The 17,521-nt window shown below is 34.8% G+C and carries 12 protein-coding genes; 5 read left to right on the top strand and 7 right to left on the bottom strand.

Annotated features, from left to right (window positions below):
- Positions 1 to 62 precede the first annotated feature (62 nt).
- Positions 63 to 410 (top strand): aspartate 1-decarboxylase, encoded by a 348-nt coding sequence (panD, locus tag CG11_RS17410; protein WP_052598085.1) that lies wholly within the window; start codon positions 63 to 65, stop codon positions 408 to 410.
- An 81-nt stretch (positions 411 to 491) separates the two neighbouring features.
- On the opposite strand, the gene CG11_RS17405 is transcribed toward panD, so the two are convergent.
- The 4 genes from CG11_RS17405 to nadB all read right to left on the bottom strand — a co-directional run bounded on the left by CG11_RS17405 (position 492) and on the right by nadB (position 5,006).
- Complete coding sequence (locus CG11_RS17405; RefSeq protein WP_052598084.1) at positions 492 to 1,748, bottom strand: O-antigen ligase; 1,257 nt, start codon at positions 1,746 to 1,748, stop codon at positions 492 to 494.
- A gap of 20 nt (positions 1,749 to 1,768) precedes the next feature.
- Positions 1,769 to 2,449: a tRNA (guanosine(46)-N7)-methyltransferase TrmB gene (gene trmB / locus CG11_RS17400; protein ID WP_052598083.1), complete on the bottom strand. Its 681-nt coding sequence runs from the start codon at positions 2,447 to 2,449 to the stop codon at positions 1,769 to 1,771.
- Between the two features lie 284 nt (positions 2,450 to 2,733).
- Complete coding sequence (locus CG11_RS17395; protein ID WP_052598082.1) at positions 2,734 to 3,396, bottom strand: Crp/Fnr family transcriptional regulator; 663 nt, start codon at positions 3,394 to 3,396, stop codon at positions 2,734 to 2,736.
- A gap of 11 nt (positions 3,397 to 3,407) precedes the next feature.
- Complete coding sequence (nadB, locus tag CG11_RS17390) at positions 3,408 to 5,006, bottom strand: L-aspartate oxidase (RefSeq protein WP_052598081.1); 1,599 nt, start codon at positions 5,004 to 5,006, stop codon at positions 3,408 to 3,410.
- A gap of 662 nt (positions 5,007 to 5,668) precedes the next feature.
- Between nadB and CG11_RS17385 the strand changes: the two genes are divergently transcribed.
- A complete protein-coding gene (locus tag CG11_RS17385; RefSeq protein ID WP_052598080.1) occupies positions 5,669 to 7,312 on the top strand; it encodes a T9SS type B sorting domain-containing protein in 1,644 nt (547 codons plus the stop codon).
- Positions 7,313 to 7,418: 106 nt separating this feature from the next.
- Here the strand turns inward: CG11_RS17385 and CG11_RS17380 are convergent, their stop codons facing one another.
- Complete coding sequence (locus CG11_RS17380; protein WP_052598079.1) at positions 7,419 to 8,195, bottom strand: peptidoglycan-binding protein; 777 nt, start codon at positions 8,193 to 8,195, stop codon at positions 7,419 to 7,421.
- 754 nt (positions 8,196 to 8,949) lie between these two features.
- Here CG11_RS17380 and CG11_RS17375 point away from each other — a divergent pair.
- Positions 8,950 to 12,399, top strand: coding sequence for a CHAT domain-containing tetratricopeptide repeat protein (locus tag CG11_RS17375; RefSeq protein WP_052598078.1), 3,450 nt, complete (start codon positions 8,950 to 8,952; stop codon positions 12,397 to 12,399).
- 75 nt (positions 12,400 to 12,474) lie between these two features.
- Here CG11_RS17375 and CG11_RS17370 read toward each other — a convergent pair whose 3' ends face one another.
- Both CG11_RS17370 and CG11_RS17365 read right to left on the bottom strand, forming a co-directional pair.
- Positions 12,475 to 13,143 (bottom strand): hypothetical protein, encoded by a 669-nt coding sequence (locus CG11_RS17370; RefSeq protein WP_156039814.1) that lies wholly within the window; start codon positions 13,141 to 13,143, stop codon positions 12,475 to 12,477.
- 371 nt (positions 13,144 to 13,514) lie between these two features.
- Complete coding sequence (locus CG11_RS17365) at positions 13,515 to 14,477, bottom strand: outer membrane beta-barrel protein (protein ID WP_052598076.1); 963 nt, start codon at positions 14,475 to 14,477, stop codon at positions 13,515 to 13,517.
- Positions 14,478 to 14,823: 346 nt separating this feature from the next.
- Here CG11_RS17365 and CG11_RS17360 point away from each other — a divergent pair, with 346 nt between their 5' ends.
- Positions 14,824 to 15,816, top strand: coding sequence for a GSCFA domain-containing protein (locus CG11_RS17360; RefSeq protein ID WP_052598075.1), 993 nt, complete (start codon positions 14,824 to 14,826; stop codon positions 15,814 to 15,816).
- Positions 15,817 to 15,985: 169 nt separating this feature from the next.
- The gene (locus CG11_RS17355) at positions 15,986 to 17,383 is read left to right on the top strand and encodes an AI-2E family transporter (protein ID WP_052598074.1); all 1,398 of its coding nucleotides are present in this window, start codon (positions 15,986 to 15,988) and stop codon (positions 17,381 to 17,383) included.
- Positions 17,384 to 17,521: the final 138 nt, after the last annotated feature.

The following is a 17,521-nucleotide window of genomic DNA, read 5'->3' as shown; positions in this document are numbered from 1 at the left end:
ACTAAAGCGTACCTTTGTGGCACAAAAATTTACTTTTGATTTTAAGATAAAATAATTGAATTATGTTCTTACAAATGTTCAAATCAAAAATTCACTGTGCTACAGTGACAGAAGCCAACCTTAATTACGTTGGTAGTATTACGATTGATGAAGATTTAATGGAAGCTGCTAATATATTTGAAGGAGAGCGTGTGCAAATAGTAAACAATAACAATGGGGAAAGATTAGAAACCTATGTTATTAAGGGAGAAAGAGGCTCAGGGGTTATCTGTTTAAATGGTGCTGCTGCTCGCAGATGTCAAGTTGGCGATATTATTATTATTATCGGTTATGCTTTTCTATCACCTGAAGAGGCGAAAACTTTTGAACCAACAATTGTTTTTCCTAACGAAAAGAATGCTTTAAACTAGGTTCCTTAGTAGTGCTTGTCCAAACAAAGTTCTTATATAGTAAATAAGTTGTTGAGTGTAGAATCTTAACAACTTATTTTTTTATGATGGTATCCTTGCTTTTTGATAACTCCCTTCTAAATAGTTGACAGAAAATAACAAAAAGAAACTATAAATACCAAGCCCTATCGCGCTCAAAAGTGTATTCTCTGTCATAAATGACAAGAATATTGTTACATAAAACAAGAGAAAAAATAGATTCTTATAGTTTTGATGGTAAAAGAAAGGGAATAAAAAACAACTCAGAAAAAATAGCAACCCGATGATTCCTGTAGCTGCATACAATGTCAAAAAGAAATTGTGAGGATACATGACTTTTTGATCTGGATAATGCGCCTCATATTGCTTCGCTTGCTCATCATTCAAATCTCCAATCCCAACCCCAAACCAAGGTGATTGTTGCGCTACATCCCACGCTATTTTGTATGACAACAAACGACGAGTATCTGAATACTCCCCAATATGTCCCTGTCGATACATATCCCAATTGTGTTTGGTCAAATCAACCTTGGTTCTAATACTTGGAACATACTTGTATGCCAAATAAGGCACCACACACATTCCCACTAATAAGATCATTCCAATCCCATAATGCCTTTTGCTCAGCATATAATACAAAACCGTTGTTCCTATTCCTCCATACAAGACCAAAAGACCAATTCTCACCGATAGTAAGTGTAGTGTAATGATCAGAAATAAGACAAGAAAGCGGAGCAGCCATTTCTCGCTTGCATTCTTCCAATGAAACCCTTGCTGGAGCAACCAAAATCCTGCAAAAACAGCTAGATTTATCATCAAACTGAATCGAATATGCTCTCCATTTGGTGTTGGAATAGCTTTGCTCACAATTAGACGTTGTTGCATTGCTTCATAGTGTAGTCCGTAGTTGACTAAAACTCCTAAACAGGCAATCACCATCATATAAAAATAGATGGCCAACAATTCTTGATAGGATTTTTTAGAAAAAGTTGGCAACAGCCCAAACGCAATAGGCAATATGAGTAGTGGCAAGGCTATCCGCAAACGAACCATGGATGCCTCCCAATTATCAGAGGTCAAAGCACTAAAAAGAAATAATACAAATATACCTAATGTAGCGATGAACGATTTGTTTGCCCCAATACGTTTCCAATCTTGTTTTATTGTTGGAGATAATATACCCAAAACTACAAATCCAATCATGGACAGTGTCAACAAAAACTTAGAACAAATTAGCCCAATAAATAAACTTATACAGGTAGCATAAATTAATTTTTGTCGAGGATATTGTCCTAAGAAAAACTGTATTTTTGACTCCATAAATGACTGGCAGACTTACTCTATAATGTAAATTGAATATATTTGATTGTTCTATTGTCCTTTAGGTGCATTTCTTCATAAAATGTCTTAATATCCAACTCAGGAAAATCCAACTCTTGAGCATAAATATTATCATTTTGATACAAGATTTCAATTTGCTGTTCTTCTAATACTTCTAAGGTGTATTCATACAACTCTGGAGAATCTGTTTTTAGGTGCACACGATTATTGTCCTTTTTGAGAATATGGCGATACACATCCAAGAATCTTGGTGCTGTAGTGCGTTTTCGTGCCTTTCCTAATTGTGGATCAGGAAATGTAATCCAAATTTCGGATACTTCTCCTGGAGCAAAATAGTATTCCATAAACTCTATTCTAGCTCTTAAGAAAGCAACATTTTCTTCTTTGTTCAACAAAGCACCATTGGCTCCTGTCCAGAGGCGATTCCCTTTGATTTCAACTCCGATATAATTATTTTCAGGATACATTTTTCCTAAACCACGTGCGTAATGTCCTTTTCCACACGCCACTTCCAAAATAATTGGATTGTCATTTTGAAAATGATTTTGCCATTGCCCTTTCATGTCTACATCATTTCCTTGATAATCTACGACAAGTGGTGTATTATGTCCTTTAGACGAATAAACATTGGGAAAGGTTCTAATGGCTGCAAATTTTTGGAGTTTGCTAAGCTTTGTCATTGGTTTATATTTATCACTAAGAGCAAATCAAGAATCTAGACCTGCTACAATTTTTCAGCAATTATTAAAAATAGAAGTATATGACCTTACTACTTCATGACTTTTTGTAAAACGAAAAAAGCCACGAAGTAATGAGGTGTTTAGAGTCCGCAAATATACAAACTTCAGTGAACTTTTGGGAATAGAGCAATTAATTGCTCCGCAAGCATACATTTTGCGAATCTAAAATTTTTATACTCCGATTCTTGTAAGAAACGATTCTAGTTTGTAGCAACCGAACGGCTTTATAGGTTAATAATTCTGATTGTTTTGTCGTCATAGTCTATATTTCCAGAACGTTTTAGTTTGTTCAAAACACTACTAACCGTTTGACGAGAAGTAAAAGTAAGTTTACCAATTTCTGTATTGTTCAAGAATTTCTTAACAATTAAGCTATTATCCTTATGTTTTCCAAAATCTTTGCCCAACTCCAAAAGAAAGTCAATAATTCTAGTCGTAGAGTCTTTGTATATAATTTGAGCAATTTGAAATTCTACTTTTCGCAACCTCAGACCAATTAGTTTGTACATTGCACGATTAAACGCCTTGTTTTTTGACATAATATTTTGAATCACATCAATATGCAAAGTGCAGACGGTGCAGTTTTCGGCAGCAACAACAAAATCGTTGGAATTCCCATCTGCTAAAGCCAATTCGCCAAAAATATTTCCAGAATTCAAGAGATATTTTAAGTTTTCTTCTCCATTTTCGGTGTAATTACCCACTTTCACAGCCCCTTCTTTCAACAAGTAAATTGTTTTTTGAGAGTTAAAAGGAAACATAATTGGATCATCCTTCTTATAAGGCTTATGAATAGAAGTTTCTGCCACTAATTTTAATTCTGTTTTAGTGAGCACTTTAAAAATATCAAATTGTTCTAAATACCAAAGTTTGGTTAACGTTTGCATGCTTATTGTTTTTACATCAAGGTTACTTCTAAAAACGATTGTTTTTCAGGGTAATCAGTGGTATAGTGTAAACCTCTACTTTCTTTGCGAGTAGCTGCTGAACGTGTAATCATATAAGCAATTGTAATTAAGTTTCTCAACTCACAGAGTTGCGGCGATATAGTAGTTGTACTATACAGTTGCTCTGTTTCTTCGTACAAAATATGCAAGCGATCGAAGGCTCTTTTTAAACGCACACTTGATCGAACAATTCCCACGTAACTACTCATAATTTCTTTTAGCTCCTTGATACTTTGTGTAATCAAGACCAACTCATTAGGGTCTGTTGTGCCTGTAGCATCCCAATCTGGAATCCCCGCCTGAAATTCTGTATTATCAATACGACCTGAAATATCCTGCACCACCCGTTCTGCATAAACTAATCCTTCCAACAAAGAATTGGAAGCTAGTCGATTGGCCCCATGCAAGCCTGTACAACTACATTCTCCACAAGCGTACAAGTTTTGAATAGAAGTCTGCCCCATTTCATCCGTTTTAATACCACCACAGATATAATGTGCCGCTGGAACCACAGGAATTAAATCTTTCATTGGGTCGATTCCAAGGCTAATACACTTATCATAAATCGTTGGAAAATGAGCTACAAAAGCATCTTTATCCAAATGAGAACAGTCCAACATCATGTAATCTTGTCCTCGCATCTTCATTTCGTTGTCAATCGCTCTTGCCACAATATCTCTAGGTGCCAAAGACTTTCTTGGATCATATTTGTGCATAAACTCCTCTCCTTCTGGTGTTTTGAGAATGGCTCCAAAGCCACGCACCGCCTCCGATACCAAAAATGCAGGGTTTTCAACAACAGGATTGTACAAAGAAGTTGGATGAAATTGTACAAACTCCATATTTTCCATGCGCCCTTTGGCTCTATAAAACATTGCCATTCCATCTCCTGTAGCGATACTAGGGTTTGTCGTTGTCTTATAAACCTGTCCAGCTCCGCCAGTAGCTACAACGGTAAATTTGGCTAAAAATGTTTCTATTTCCTTGTTTTGAGTGTTCAATACATACGCTCCATAACACTCTATATTAGGTGTTATACGAGTAACTTGTTTACCTAAGTGGTGCTGTGTAATTAAATCAATTGCAAAGTAATGATCATAGTACTCAAGGTTCGGATAACTTTTTGCTTTTTCATTCAAAGCCCGTTGAATCTCCCAACCAGTCAAATCCTTAAAGTGTAAAATTCGATTTTCTGAATGACCACCTTCTTTTCCCAAATCATAGTCACTTAAATTTTTGTCAAAACGCGTCCCCCACTCAATCAATTCTCGCACTCTCGTTGGACCTTCTTTGACAACAATATTGACAGCATTCAAATCACAAAGACCGTCTCCTGCATCTAGCGTATCTTCAATATGCTTGTCGAAAGAATCTGTATCAAAATTCCAAACGGCAGCCACTCCACCTTGTGCATAACGTGTGTTGCTTTCCTCCTTGGTAGCTTTTGTCAAAACACAAATTTTTTTGTCGGGATGACGCTCTGCCATTTTTATGGCAATAGTTAAGCCTGCAACTCCTGATCCAATTACCAATACATCTATTTGCTTCATCTTGCTTGCGTTAGTAGTCCATTATTGCTAACTTTAAACAAAACCACATCAAACTAATGATCAATAACAACTCCCTCAATAAATATATAGAGTTTGTTTCTGATGTTGTTCATATGGTTTTATCGGACTATTATTATATTCGATTATAATTAAAAAATATCATGACCTATATCTTCTATAACACACTCTAAAAACTTGTAACAAGTTATAAGATAGTGGTTTGAATCTATCACCTTGTAATATAAAAAAAGCCGCTTACTTTTTAAGATAAGCTGCTATAAAATGTCTTATTTTTGACATCCTCTTCCTTTCTCTTCAGCAAAACATCTATTTTTTGTCTATCTTCTCTATATCTCTCCAAGATATTTTGAGTAAGCTAGGTAAAACTCTATAATAATTATGCCCCATAATAGCCTCCAAATGCAATACTCCTAAAATTTTAATCCAACCAATCAATATTGTTTGAATGGTGTTTTTTGAGAAAAAAAATGCTAACCATACTGATTATAATATATTTTATAATTTTTTTATCGTGGGAAACAGCTACAAATGTTTTTTAAGCATACCATCTTTTTAATTATCATGCAATAAGTTTAGTTTGTACTACTACTACTGCCCCTATATACAATACCTATTTTATCATTATTCAATTAAGTTATCGAATGACACAACTCATAAGATCAATACTATTTTTTATTTTCAGTATTTTTCACTTTCAATTATTTGCTCAAAATCAAGCATATGTTAATACGCCAGATTCTTTGTACTTAATTGATGTGTCTACTTGTAGGGCTCGAACCATTGGGAAATTAGATACTGTATTCCTTGATATTGCGATGAATCCTGTCAGTAAAATACTCTATGGTATAGGTTATGATTATAACCTATACAAAATTAGCCGAATCGATGCAACAATATCTTTAATTAATAATATTCCAGTCTATCTAAATTCCTTAACATTCTCCAAAAAAGGTGTTTTATATGCCATGGGACAAGGGGATCGAATATACACGATTGACTTATTCAGAGGAACTGCCACTCATATTGGTAATACTAGTTTGTGGGTGGACCCAGATGGAGACATTGCTTTGTTAAATGGCAAGTTATACTTATCAGCCGTTGTTCATGTTCCTTATGGATCAAAGTTAGTAGAAATAGATATTAAGAATTTAAATAAACCTAATTTCCCAAATACTAAAAATAAAGGTCGCTTCAACTCACTTAGTAATGTATTTGGGCTCGCCTCTATTGGTTGTTCTCCTGAACTATATGCATTTTCGGGAAAGAACGTTTACAAAGTTCCCAACCAAAACCCTGCACAAAGAGTTTTACAGTGTTCTAATATTATTCCTGGTAATATCTTGGGGACGGCTTCTTTGGCAGAAGATATAGATTTTTCAAGCTTAGACTTGGTAGATACAACACATATTTGTCGAGGAGATAATGCAATTTTGGATGCTAGAGTCCGCAATGCTAGTTACGTTTGGCAAGACAATGCTACTGTTTCGCAATATACCGCTTCTACATCTGGTCTTTATTCAGTCACTGTATCTATAAACAACTGTACACAAACAGATAGTGCCTTTGTTTACGTTACGGATTATCCCTCGCTTGACTTGGGCAAGGACACTACTTTGTGCGAAGGAGAATTTTTAACGTTAGATGTTTATCAAAATAATTCTACTTATCTTTGGCAAGATGCGAGCACGGACCCCAACTACACCATCAATCAGAGTGGAATCTATGCCGTTTCGGTTACTCTGGATAACTGTGTTAGTACCGATAGTATTTCTGTGAGTTATACTTCTATGCCTGATTTTTATTGGGACGACTATCCAACAACGATCTGTGAAGGCAGTTCTTTTGTATTGGACGCCACCCATATGCACTCATCAACAACCTACACTTGGCAAGATAATTCTACTAGTCCTACCTTTTGGGTACAACAAGCAGGTATTTATTCTGTATCTGTTAGCAATATTTGCGGAAGTGAGACAAAGGAAATAGAAGTATCAACCAAGGAATGTGATTGCTTTGAAGGAATACCTGATATTTTCACGCCCAATGCCGATGGTGTTAACGATACATTTGGTCCAGTTACAAAATGTGATTTAGAAATTATTAATTTTGAAATTTACAATCGTTGGGGACAAATCGTCTATCAGACCAACGCCAATTATGCCCCTTGGGATGGGCAATTTAAGGGACAAATTGCCGCTTCTGAGGTTTATATTTATTTACTCCAATATTACGATGATTATGGGGTACGTGTTTCCAAGAGAGGAGAAGTAACTCTAGCTCGATAAGTGGATAAAATAAGAGCCATCATTTTGAAAATGATGGCTCTCTTGTTATAAATTTAGCTAAATTCTTATAGCATCTATTTTTCTCTTGATAAGCAGCAACAAATAGTTATTTCCACCCGTGTAACTGAAACCAGCCAGCACGCTCAATGACATTTTTAGAATAGTCTCTCCCTGTCGTATAATAATCTACTCCATATCCCATTCTATAGCCATCCCAAGCACGTCTAGGACCACAATTATATCCTGCTACTCCAGCTTTGATTAGTTTAAAACTCATCTCCCAGCCTGCTTTTTTCTCAAAATACAACATACAGTTCTTCAATACAGCTCCACCATATATAATATTTTCTCTTCCATCCGCCCATTTGCCCGATTGAATAAACGGCACATGCCAACGATCATCGACCTGCATCAAACCTCGTCCATGGCCATGATCCCCTGTTCCTCCTGGTCCAGGAGGTGTTAATGCCAATCCCCAGTGAGATTCACGAGAACCTAAACCAGCAATAATTGATGGAGGAATACCATATTTTTCAGCTACTTTCTTGACGGTGTATTCGTACTTTTTTAACTCTTCTAATTGTTGTAGTAAGGTTCTATCCCATTTAGAATAAGATGTTTGAAACGTTGTTGATGGGTTTTTAGGCGATGGCTTTTTAAGTAACAAAGACCATGTATACGGTCCTACAATTCCATCGGCACCGAGCCCTTTTGAAGCTTGAAACAAGCGAACAACATTTTCTGTATAAGCTCCAAATTCACCATCAGGGCGAATTCGGTACCCCAAGCCTTTTAATAGAGTTTGTAATTCTTTTACGTCATCTTTTAAGTGTGGAGAGGTATGGCTAAAGCCATCGTATAATCTCAAAGTTGGTCTTCCCATGTGTTAAATGTATCTTTTTTATCGGGTCTCAAAAAAAATAGTCTTAGAAGTTTAAATACCCCGTTGGTTATTCCATGAACAACTATTTTGTGGTTTAAACGGAGTAATAAAGTTAGCCTCATAGCAAAAACTATACATCGCCCCAATAGTATTTTTTGTGTTCAATCAAGCTTCCAAATAAGCATTACTATTAGATCACGACTAAATTTGTATGATTCAATATAAGTAATCGTTCAAAAAAATAATTCCATTTTTTGTTATTATTTTTTCTGACCTCTTACTTAGTGTTTTTTATTTATTAGCATGATTAAAATCCACACAACCTCTCTGAGAATGTTTGTTTTTGCTTCTTCGCTAATATGATAAAGAATTTTGACGTAAAAAAGTTTAATCTTTAGGGCTGATTTATCCCCTATAATAGTATATGTGATGCATCTTTCTTCTTCAAAAAACTTTAAAATCATACTTAAAAAAAGCAATTCATTCAACTCAAAACCACTAATTGAATAGGTTTATAGTCTGATACTTAGATATATTGACACTATTTGCGTACCTTTCAGTTTTTATATTTTGCCAAAAACTTAAAATCTTGCAAAGAAAAAGTATGATATTTCTAAAAATAGAAATAAAAAGCGTGTAATACCAAATTTTGAAACAAAAAAACAATGTTTTTGTTAGTTTTGTACCACGTACGTCTATTTTCACGTTTTCCCCTCCCTCATTACTTTAGCCCATGTGACTTATAAAATAAGAAATGAATCGTCTAATATACATAAGCATTCTCTTTTTATTCCTCAGTGGTTGCTTGTCTGTTGGTTATGCTCAGTCTGATGTAGAGCAAACATTAGCCCGTGCTTACAAACATATCCTAGATGCCGAAAAGTATTATGCAGAAATGCAATATGTAGAAGCAAAGGAATCCTACCAATTTGCTGCACGCCTTTATCGAAACAATAACTTACCTGCTTACTATGCTATTTGTTACAATGGTATTGGAAACATTTATATTGAGTTGGCACTCTATGAGGAAGCAAAGAACAAAGGCTTTGAAAAAGCACTACAACAACTTGCAGAAATAAAAAGTATCGACCCTAGTTTTGAAATAGATAGTAACCTAATTGCAGACGCTTATGAAGGGTTGGGACGTTACTACAGTAGTATTTCTACGACTCTAAGAACTGATAGAGGAATAGAAACCAAGATTCACTACAAAAAAGCTTTGGAGTATCACGAAGCAGCACTTAAAATTCGCAAAAATCTACACGGTGACATACATCAAAAAGTTGCTCTTTCTTATTACTACATAGGTCGTTGTTATCGTGGTTTTTCTAACAAAGATTTTGTCCATATTAATATAGATGGTACACCAATTCAAAAAGAATTAGAATATCTAAATAAAGCGCTCGATATTCAATTGCAGACAATTGGAAAAATGCACTATCAAACAGCAAATACCTATCAAGCGATTGGCAATTTCTTTTATGAAACACAAAAGGATTATCACAAAGGACTGTCCTATCATCAAAAGACATTTGAAATCCGCAATACATTATTTGATAACAACCATCTGCAAATTGCCTCTTCTTATATTGATATTGCCATTTATTATCGAGTCATGAACATCTATGATCGAGAATTAAAATGCCTTGAAAAAGCACTCAAAATTCAACTCAATGTCTTAGGAGCAGAACACGTAGAAGTGGCTAAGAGCTACTATCTCTTGGCCAATCGTTATAGAAACAATGGTTCTTTGGCAAAAGCTTTATCTTATTATGAATATGCTCTGCTGATATTTGAAAAACTAAAACACAAAGAAAGTTTAGAAATTGCCGAAGTGCGGTTGGCCTTGGCACTTTGTTTTCGAACGTTAAAAGAAAGCAATAATGAATTGGAGCAACTCAAACAATCTAGAAAAATCTATGAAACAAATTTGGGTCGTAATCATCTAAAACTCGCTCCTGTTTTTTTAGAAATAGGAAATTATTACCTCAATCAAAAAGCGTATGATTCTACGTTGTTTTTTTATCAAAAAGCATTAAAAATCAATCAGCAACAATTGGGCTTAACCCATTATTCTGTTACGAATATTTATGAAAAAATAGCCAATATTTATCGTTTGCAAGAATTTCCTGACAAGGAATTTAGTTATTTGATGAAAGCGTTAGAAACCAAACAAGATGAGGCATACTTAATTAATGAATCAAGGGTTAACCAACGCTCGAATTCTCGACAATTAGATTTTTCGATTGACAAAGAAAATCGTAATAGAACACTTGAACAACAACTCTATAGCAGCTATATGGGATTGGCTGATTTTTATCATAGAGCTAAAGAATATAGGCAAGCACTTTTGTACATCCAAAGAGCACTTGCAACAGTTTGTCCTAGTTTGTACGACCAAACAATTAATATTTATACCAATCCTTCTACTCAAGATTTGTCTCGTAATATTGCATGGCTTGGTGCTTTAGAGCAAAAAGCCAAACTAATTCAGCAACTCTATAGAGAAAGACATCGTATTAAAGATCTAAAGTTTGCTATTGAAACTTATCGCCAAGGGATTGAGGTCATTAACTCATTACGAAACAATTTTAGCTCGATACAAGCTCGACAAGAACTTAAGAAATATTCTCTCCCCGTTTACGAGGGTGCGATTACTGCCCTATATCTTATGTATCAACAAAGTGAAGACGCAAAATATTTGGATCAAGCTTTTGAGGTGACAGAATACAGTAAAACATTTGCCCTGCTTCAGGGGTTACAAAATAATCTTGCTCGTGGTAGTAGTAATATCCCTCCTCAATTATTAGAGTTAGAATCTACGTTGCGCAATCAACTCGCTTATTATTCTAATTATAAGAATAGAAATGCGAAAGATAATCAAGAATTTGACAAAGCTTATCTAAAAACAAAACAATCTTATGATTCTCTGATTTTTGAATTGGAACGCCAATACCCAACCTACTATCGTTTAAAATACGAAGCTAAAATTACATCTACGGATGAAGTTCAATCTCAATTACTCCAACCCAAACACGTACTCTTAGAATATTTTGTAGGAGATGATTACATTTATGTTTTTAAGATTGCACCTCACAAAAAAGAGTTTTTCCAAATTCTCATTCCTCAAAATTATGAGCAACTGGTATACAATTTAAGAAGTGCTTTAACTAACTATGACATGATTGGAGAGCATCCACAATGGGCTTATCAAGCGCTAATTGCTGCTTCGCATAAATTCTACTTAGAGTTTTTTGCACCACTCATTTCACCTACCGATCTTGTTGAAGAAATCACAATTATTCCAGATGGAATGCTCAATTATATTCCTTTTGAGGTCTTGATAGAAAAGCGTCCAGAAGAACACAAAATGCAAGATAGAGACTACAAAGAATTAGCTTTTATCCTAAATAGATACAGTATTAACTATAATTATTCATCGACACTATGGATCAATAATACACAGGACAAACAAGGTCAAAACAATGGAAAATGTTTAGGGTTTGCGCCATCTATTCAGTTTGCCACTAATCAAGATAGCTTGCCTTGGACTCAAAAAGAGCTGAATGCTATTAAAGCTATTTTTGATGGAGAGTATTATTATGGAGAAGAGGCCAATAAGTACTTATTTAAAAGAGTTTCTAATAAATTTAGTATCATCCACTTAGCGACACATGGAATTGTCAACATGGAACATCCTATGCGCTCCATGCTTTCTTTTGCTTCCTCAGATACAAGTAATAAAGACAATGCCGCTCTCTATGCTTACGAAATTCACAATTTAGCGCTAAATGCCGACTTGGTCGTTCTTAGTGCTTGCGAGACTGGATTCGGTAAAGCTATTCGAGGAGAGGGTGTTTTGAGTCTAGCACGGGCATTTTTGTATGCTGGTGCCCCAAGCGTTGTCACAACACTTTGGGAGGTCAATGACTTTACTAGTGCTGCTCTTATCGAAACTTTCTACTCTAATTTAGCTATAGGAATGAACAAACCTGCTGCTTTGCAACAAGCCAAACTAACATTCTTATCCAAAACAGATGAAATATCGGGACATCCTACTTACTGGGCAAGTTTTATTTCTATTGGGAATGCTAGTCCTATTGAAAAAAAACGTTCTTGGAGTTTTTTAATTGGAATTATAAGCCTTTCTATCTTACTCCTTTTATTACTTTTTAAAGTATTTCAAAAATCAGAAAGGCATTGAACAAAAAATCACTCTAGAATAAAATTCCAGAGTGATTCTCAATAATTTGCCTAATCTTTTGATTAATTGCTATACTTATTGTTCACTAGCTTGTTTTCTCCATTCATAACGAACACAACGAGCGGCAAAGCTTTTGATTTTTTTATCTAAGTTGACAATATCAACTTGCTTCAAATCTGCCAACTGCTGGAATGTTGTAATGCCTTCAGCTTTTAGTTTTTCGGCCATTTTTTCTCCAAGACCTTTTAACACTGTTAAGTCATCATTCTCCAATTGTTCTGCAACTTCTTTTACCTTTCCTGCTGCTTTTTTGACTTTTTTGTCAACTTTCTTTTCCACTTTTTCTTTTACTTTCTTTCCCTTCTTCAGCTTGCTGCTAACCATTTCCTTTGCCTCTTTCACTTTTACATCAACCGTTTTCTTAGCCCCCTTGACCTTCTCTTTAGTATCTTTAATAGTTTCATCAATGATCTCTTTAACTTCCTCAACAGTTTCTGAAAATGCTACTCCTTCTTCTTCCAAATCAGCTTCAATTTCTTCGATTTTGTCTTCGTTACGTTCTTTGCGATTGCGAACCTCTTCTTTGATCAAAACACTCAACTCATCAAATTTAGATTCTAAAAGCGTTAATCGATCTTCGATAGTAGTATAAATTCGATTTTCAAGTCCCAAATAGCGACTCTCCATCTTTTCATAACGACTCTTAATTTCCTTGCTTAGTGTCTTTTTTAATTTTTTCAACATTGATTGTTTCTGTTTTTCTTTAATAATTAATTGATTTTGGTCTCGCAAAAGTACATTAACATAAACAAAGTTTTGAGTTTTTTGTTCAAAAAAAGATGGCAAAATTCATTTTTCTCCTTGGTTTATTAGCCTTTAAATATATAATTTCTCCTTATTTTTACATTTTTTAAGTTTGGGTTATTCCTGTACCTTTTCACCTATAGTTTCCAACAACCTCATAACCAACTATATATCAATCAACTAAAACTAAAAATCCACCAACAACATCTAATAATCAATTGAACACACCTATCTCTAAGAACATCACCAAACAACAAAGCCAATGAGAGCGTTTCTCATTGGCTTTGCAAAAATGGGAATAGAAATACAATTTAAAATTGTAACCCGACAAATAGTTGAAACCCTAGATTTCCATCAATATCATTTCTCTGAATATACGAACCATCACTATTCAAATCTTTTAGAGAGTAGTCGTATTTGTTGGTCGTAATATCTAATAAACTATAACTAAATCTTAGTCCTAATCGAAGACCTGGCGTGAAGTAATAAGAAACACCAGCTTGAAGAGTTAAGTCAACTGTCTTAAATATATGTTCGTTAGCTTTGTCTTCTACATCTGTAAAGTAGTAGGCACTTGGTCCTCTAGGATAATAACGTGTTGTACCATCAATTTTGGCAGACTTTGCTGTATTGTCATACACAGCACCAATTTCGTCCTTGATCATTTTATAATCCAAGTCCATTTCTATAAATTGAGAAATGTCTGGATTATCTGCATTTAAAATATCAGCATCACCAAACTTGATTGTTCCCAATGCTTTTGAATCAATTAAGAAACCTATTCCAGCCCCTACGTCAAATTGCAATCGATCGTCTAATGCCTCGAAGTAAAACATGACAGGAACTTCTATATACGCATTGATAATATTCATACCGACACGACGCTTATAGTTTTTATCCGTTCTTTTTTCATAGCTACTCCCTATTTTATTGTAACCATAAATCAAGGCTTGCTCTGTTCCGTAAGCAGGTAGTTTCAAGAAAGAATTTTCGGCGGATGCACTATAGTAGGTTCCCTTCTGCACAAAAACTACTTCGGCAGCCAATCCAAAACGCTCATGCAAGGGCAACTTAACCGTCCCTCCTGCCGAAACTCGAACAGTTAATTTATTGGTTTCGTCTACTCCATTCTCTTTGGGACCAAACATTGTTGCAAAACTTGCTCCTGCCCTCAAACCAAATTTGGGTTTAAATAAGTCTTGTGCTTGTGTTGTATAACCTGCCAAAAAGCAGATTACCAATACACTCACCTGTATTGTCTTAATAAAATTCATGTTCATTTTTCTATGTGTATAAATAGGGATTATCTTTGTCCCTTTCCAAAATTATGGTGTGAATTCTTATCTTGTAAATATTCTAAAATGTTAAAAGCATCTAACAAAACACTTAATAAATGCGCACAAAGATAACAAAAGGCTTTTATAATTTAATAGTTCTGCCATTTTTTGCTTATCTAGCTACTCGCTTATAACTCTATAAAACAGAAACAATTTTAAATTGGTTGGGCTAGTTCAATCGATTTTTTTAACAACATTTTATTCGCCTAATACTTTGTGGATTATTGATCGTATTACTGTTTGGTATTCGATGCGTTTCGGGCATGGCTAGTTTTTATACAAAATGATAAAACATAAAACAACAATTGAATTAGAACCTGCTGCTTTTAAGATACAGTATCAAGATTACTTGTTATCCATTGGCTCTTGTTTTGCTCAAAATATAGCTCAAAAGTTGCAGAATATTTTCTATAATATTTCTATTAATCCTTTTGGCACTCTATACAACCCCATTTCTATTCGCAATAGTTTGGGCTTACTTCTAAACAAGTATGAGTTTCAAGAAGAGGATTTGTTCTTTCACAATGGTCTTTGGAATAGTTTTCAACATCACAGCTCATTTTCATCAACCACAATTGAGGAAACACTTGAACGGATTAACATCGAATTAATAAAAGCAAGAACTCGCTTAAAAAGAAGCAACACCTTACTTATAACTTTGGGTACAGCTTGGGTTTATGAGCTTAGAAAAACTCAAAAAGTGGTGAGCAATTGCCATAAGTTTCCTGCCAATAGATTTAAAAGAAGACGCTTAACTGTTGACGAAATTGTAAGCAGCTTAGGTCCTTTGTTAGAATATCTAAAAGAAAACACACCAGACCTTAATATCATTCTTACTGTCAGTCCTATCCGACATTTAAAAGATGGTTTTACCGAAAACCAAATAAGCAAATCAACGTTGTTATTGGCTGTACAAGAAATGGTACAGAAAGCACGTTTTATACATTATTTTCCTGCCTATGAAATTATGATGGATGACTTGCGAGATTATCGTTATTATACTGATGACTTAATCCATCCTAGTTCTTTGGCCATTGAGTACATTTGGGAAGCATTTGGTCAAAGTTATTTAGCACCAGAAGAAGCGTCTTTAAGGAAAAATATTTATAAGTTGCACAAAGCCATACAACACAAATCTTTTAATCCGAGCTCTAGTAGTCATCAAAAATTTGTGCAGCAACAATTAAAAAATATTCAAAAAATTAAAACAAAAGTGCCTTCTTTGGACTTAAAACAGGCTGAAAGTCATTTTTTGAATCAATTAATACAGACCTAAAATAATCGCTCCCAAAAGCATTTGTAGAATTCTTTAGTTCAGCATGTTACTTAACGACAACATAGTTGTGATTCATCAAACAAAGTATTACTTTTAAGAAGAGAATTAAGCATTCTACTTGATCTGCAAACTCATTTCATTATTCATCATCTTGTATCGTTAATACCATATGCAACCAATCATTCGAAAATATTCCCGCTATATTGGCGCATTGCTTTCTATAACGATTGCTTGCTTAATCATTTATTACTTTAGTGATATTTTTACTTGGGTAGTATTGGCCTGGGTTATCTCCTTACTAGGCTCTCCCTTGATGAAGTTAATGGGGCGTATTCGGTACAGGGGATGGGAAATCCCGAATAGTATTCGTGCCTTAATTGTCCTATTCCTTTTTTATGGCATTTTTGGACTGCTCTTCTATATCTTTGTTCCTGTAATCGTCAAACAAGGACAAAACTTAGCAGAAGTAGATTACACAGCCATCGTCACAAGTTTAGAAGAACCTATTGCTCATTTCAATGATTGGTTGATTGTCAAAGGTCTCTCTGGAGGGGAATTATCGACTTATGCCGATTCTACCAACTTAATAGAAGTCCCCGTGGACTCTATTCCAACCACAACAGCGCCTGCCTCCCCTTCCAATATAAAAACTTATACCAATGTACACATTGACTCTCTAATTCTAGCCAATGGTGATACAATCCCCCAAACACACGTTCACTTAAAGATAGCTCTAAATGTTGAGCCAATGGTTCCTGTAGACACAACAGTGGTTATTACACCTTCTGACACCCCTTCTGAACAGTTAAGAAAAAAAATGTTTGAGTATGTTAGCCCCTCTCAAATTATTACTAGAACCTTGCTATACATGTTCTCTTTCTTTGGCAATTTTATGGTATTGATGACCTCTGTCACATTCATTGCCTTTTTCTTCTTGAAGGACGAACAATTATTTGGACGTGTCTTAAAAGCCATTGTTCCCAATCAGCAAAAAGATGAAGCAGATACAGCACTTTCGCAAATAAAGCGCTTGTTGACACGCTATTTTAGTGGCATTTTGTTACAAATAACACTTATTACACTTTACGTTACCGTATTGCTCTCTTTCTTCAACATTCCCAATGCGTTCTTAATTGCCTTTTTTGCCGCTATTGTTAATGTTATTCCCTACTTAGGTCCTATCATAGGAACTTTATTTGGAATGCTCGTAATCATTAGTTCCAACCTAGATATGTCCTTCTATATGGTTACTTTGCCTATGATTTTAAAAGTAATGGGGGTATTTGCTTCGATGCAAATTTTAGATGGTTTTGTATTGCAACCGTATATTTTTTCTAATAGCGTGTCCGCTCATCCTTTGGAGATTTTTATTGTGGTGGTCGTTGGAGCTAAATTAGGAGGTATAACAGGTATGGTTGTTGCCATTCCAGCTTATACTATCATTAGAGTGATTGCATCTGTTTTCTTAAAAGAATTTCAATTGGTACAAAAATTAACTCAAAGCTTATCCGCCTCAAAAGAAAATATAGATGTTGGGGAAAATGTAGATATCGAAGTAGAGGATTAAGCATAAATCAACACTACTTAGCTAATTCGTTAAAATATGCTAAACTATCTTTTATTGTGAATTGTTTTAACCATAATTGGGTTAAAGATGATACCATATCATAAAAAACAAAAATAGTTCTTAGTGCAAGAACTTGTA

The sequence above is a fragment of the Aureispira sp. CCB-QB1 genome, assembly GCF_000724545.1.
In the GTDB taxonomy this organism is placed as follows: Bacteria; Bacteroidota; Bacteroidia; order Chitinophagales; family Saprospiraceae; genus Aureispira.
Note: the sequence above shows the minus strand (reverse complement) of the source record. Positions and strands in the feature narration are given on the sequence as shown.

What these genes read in the sequence shown, in the direction of transcription:
- panD (WP_052598085.1), top strand. Translation starts at nt 63, where the DNA reads ATGTTCTTACAAATGTTCAAATCAAAAATTCACTGTGCTACAGTGACA.
- CG11_RS17405 (WP_052598084.1), bottom strand. Translation starts at nt 1,748, where the DNA reads ATGGAGTCAAAAATACAGTTTTTCTTAGGACAATATCCTCGACAAAAA.
- trmB (WP_052598083.1), bottom strand. Translation starts at nt 2,449, where the DNA reads ATGACAAAGCTTAGCAAACTCCAAAAATTTGCAGCCATTAGAACCTTT.
- CG11_RS17395 (WP_052598082.1), bottom strand. Translation starts at nt 3,396, where the DNA reads ATGCAAACGTTAACCAAACTTTGGTATTTAGAACAATTTGATATTTTT.
- nadB (WP_052598081.1), bottom strand. Translation starts at nt 5,006, where the DNA reads ATGAAGCAAATAGATGTATTGGTAATTGGATCAGGAGTTGCAGGCTTA.
- CG11_RS17385 (WP_052598080.1), top strand. Translation starts at nt 5,669, where the DNA reads ATGACACAACTCATAAGATCAATACTATTTTTTATTTTCAGTATTTTT.
- CG11_RS17380 (WP_052598079.1), bottom strand. Translation starts at nt 8,195, where the DNA reads ATGGGAAGACCAACTTTGAGATTATACGATGGCTTTAGCCATACCTCT.
- CG11_RS17375 (WP_052598078.1), top strand. Translation starts at nt 8,950, where the DNA reads ATGAATCGTCTAATATACATAAGCATTCTCTTTTTATTCCTCAGTGGT.
- CG11_RS17370 (WP_156039814.1), bottom strand. Translation starts at nt 13,143, where the DNA reads ATGTTGAAAAAATTAAAAAAGACACTAAGCAAGGAAATTAAGAGTCGT.
- CG11_RS17365 (WP_052598076.1), bottom strand. Translation starts at nt 14,477, where the DNA reads ATGAATTTTATTAAGACAATACAGGTGAGTGTATTGGTAATCTGCTTT.
- CG11_RS17360 (WP_052598075.1), top strand. Translation starts at nt 14,824, where the DNA reads ATGATAAAACATAAAACAACAATTGAATTAGAACCTGCTGCTTTTAAG.
- CG11_RS17355 (WP_052598074.1), top strand. Translation starts at nt 15,986, where the DNA reads ATGCAACCAATCATTCGAAAATATTCCCGCTATATTGGCGCATTGCTT.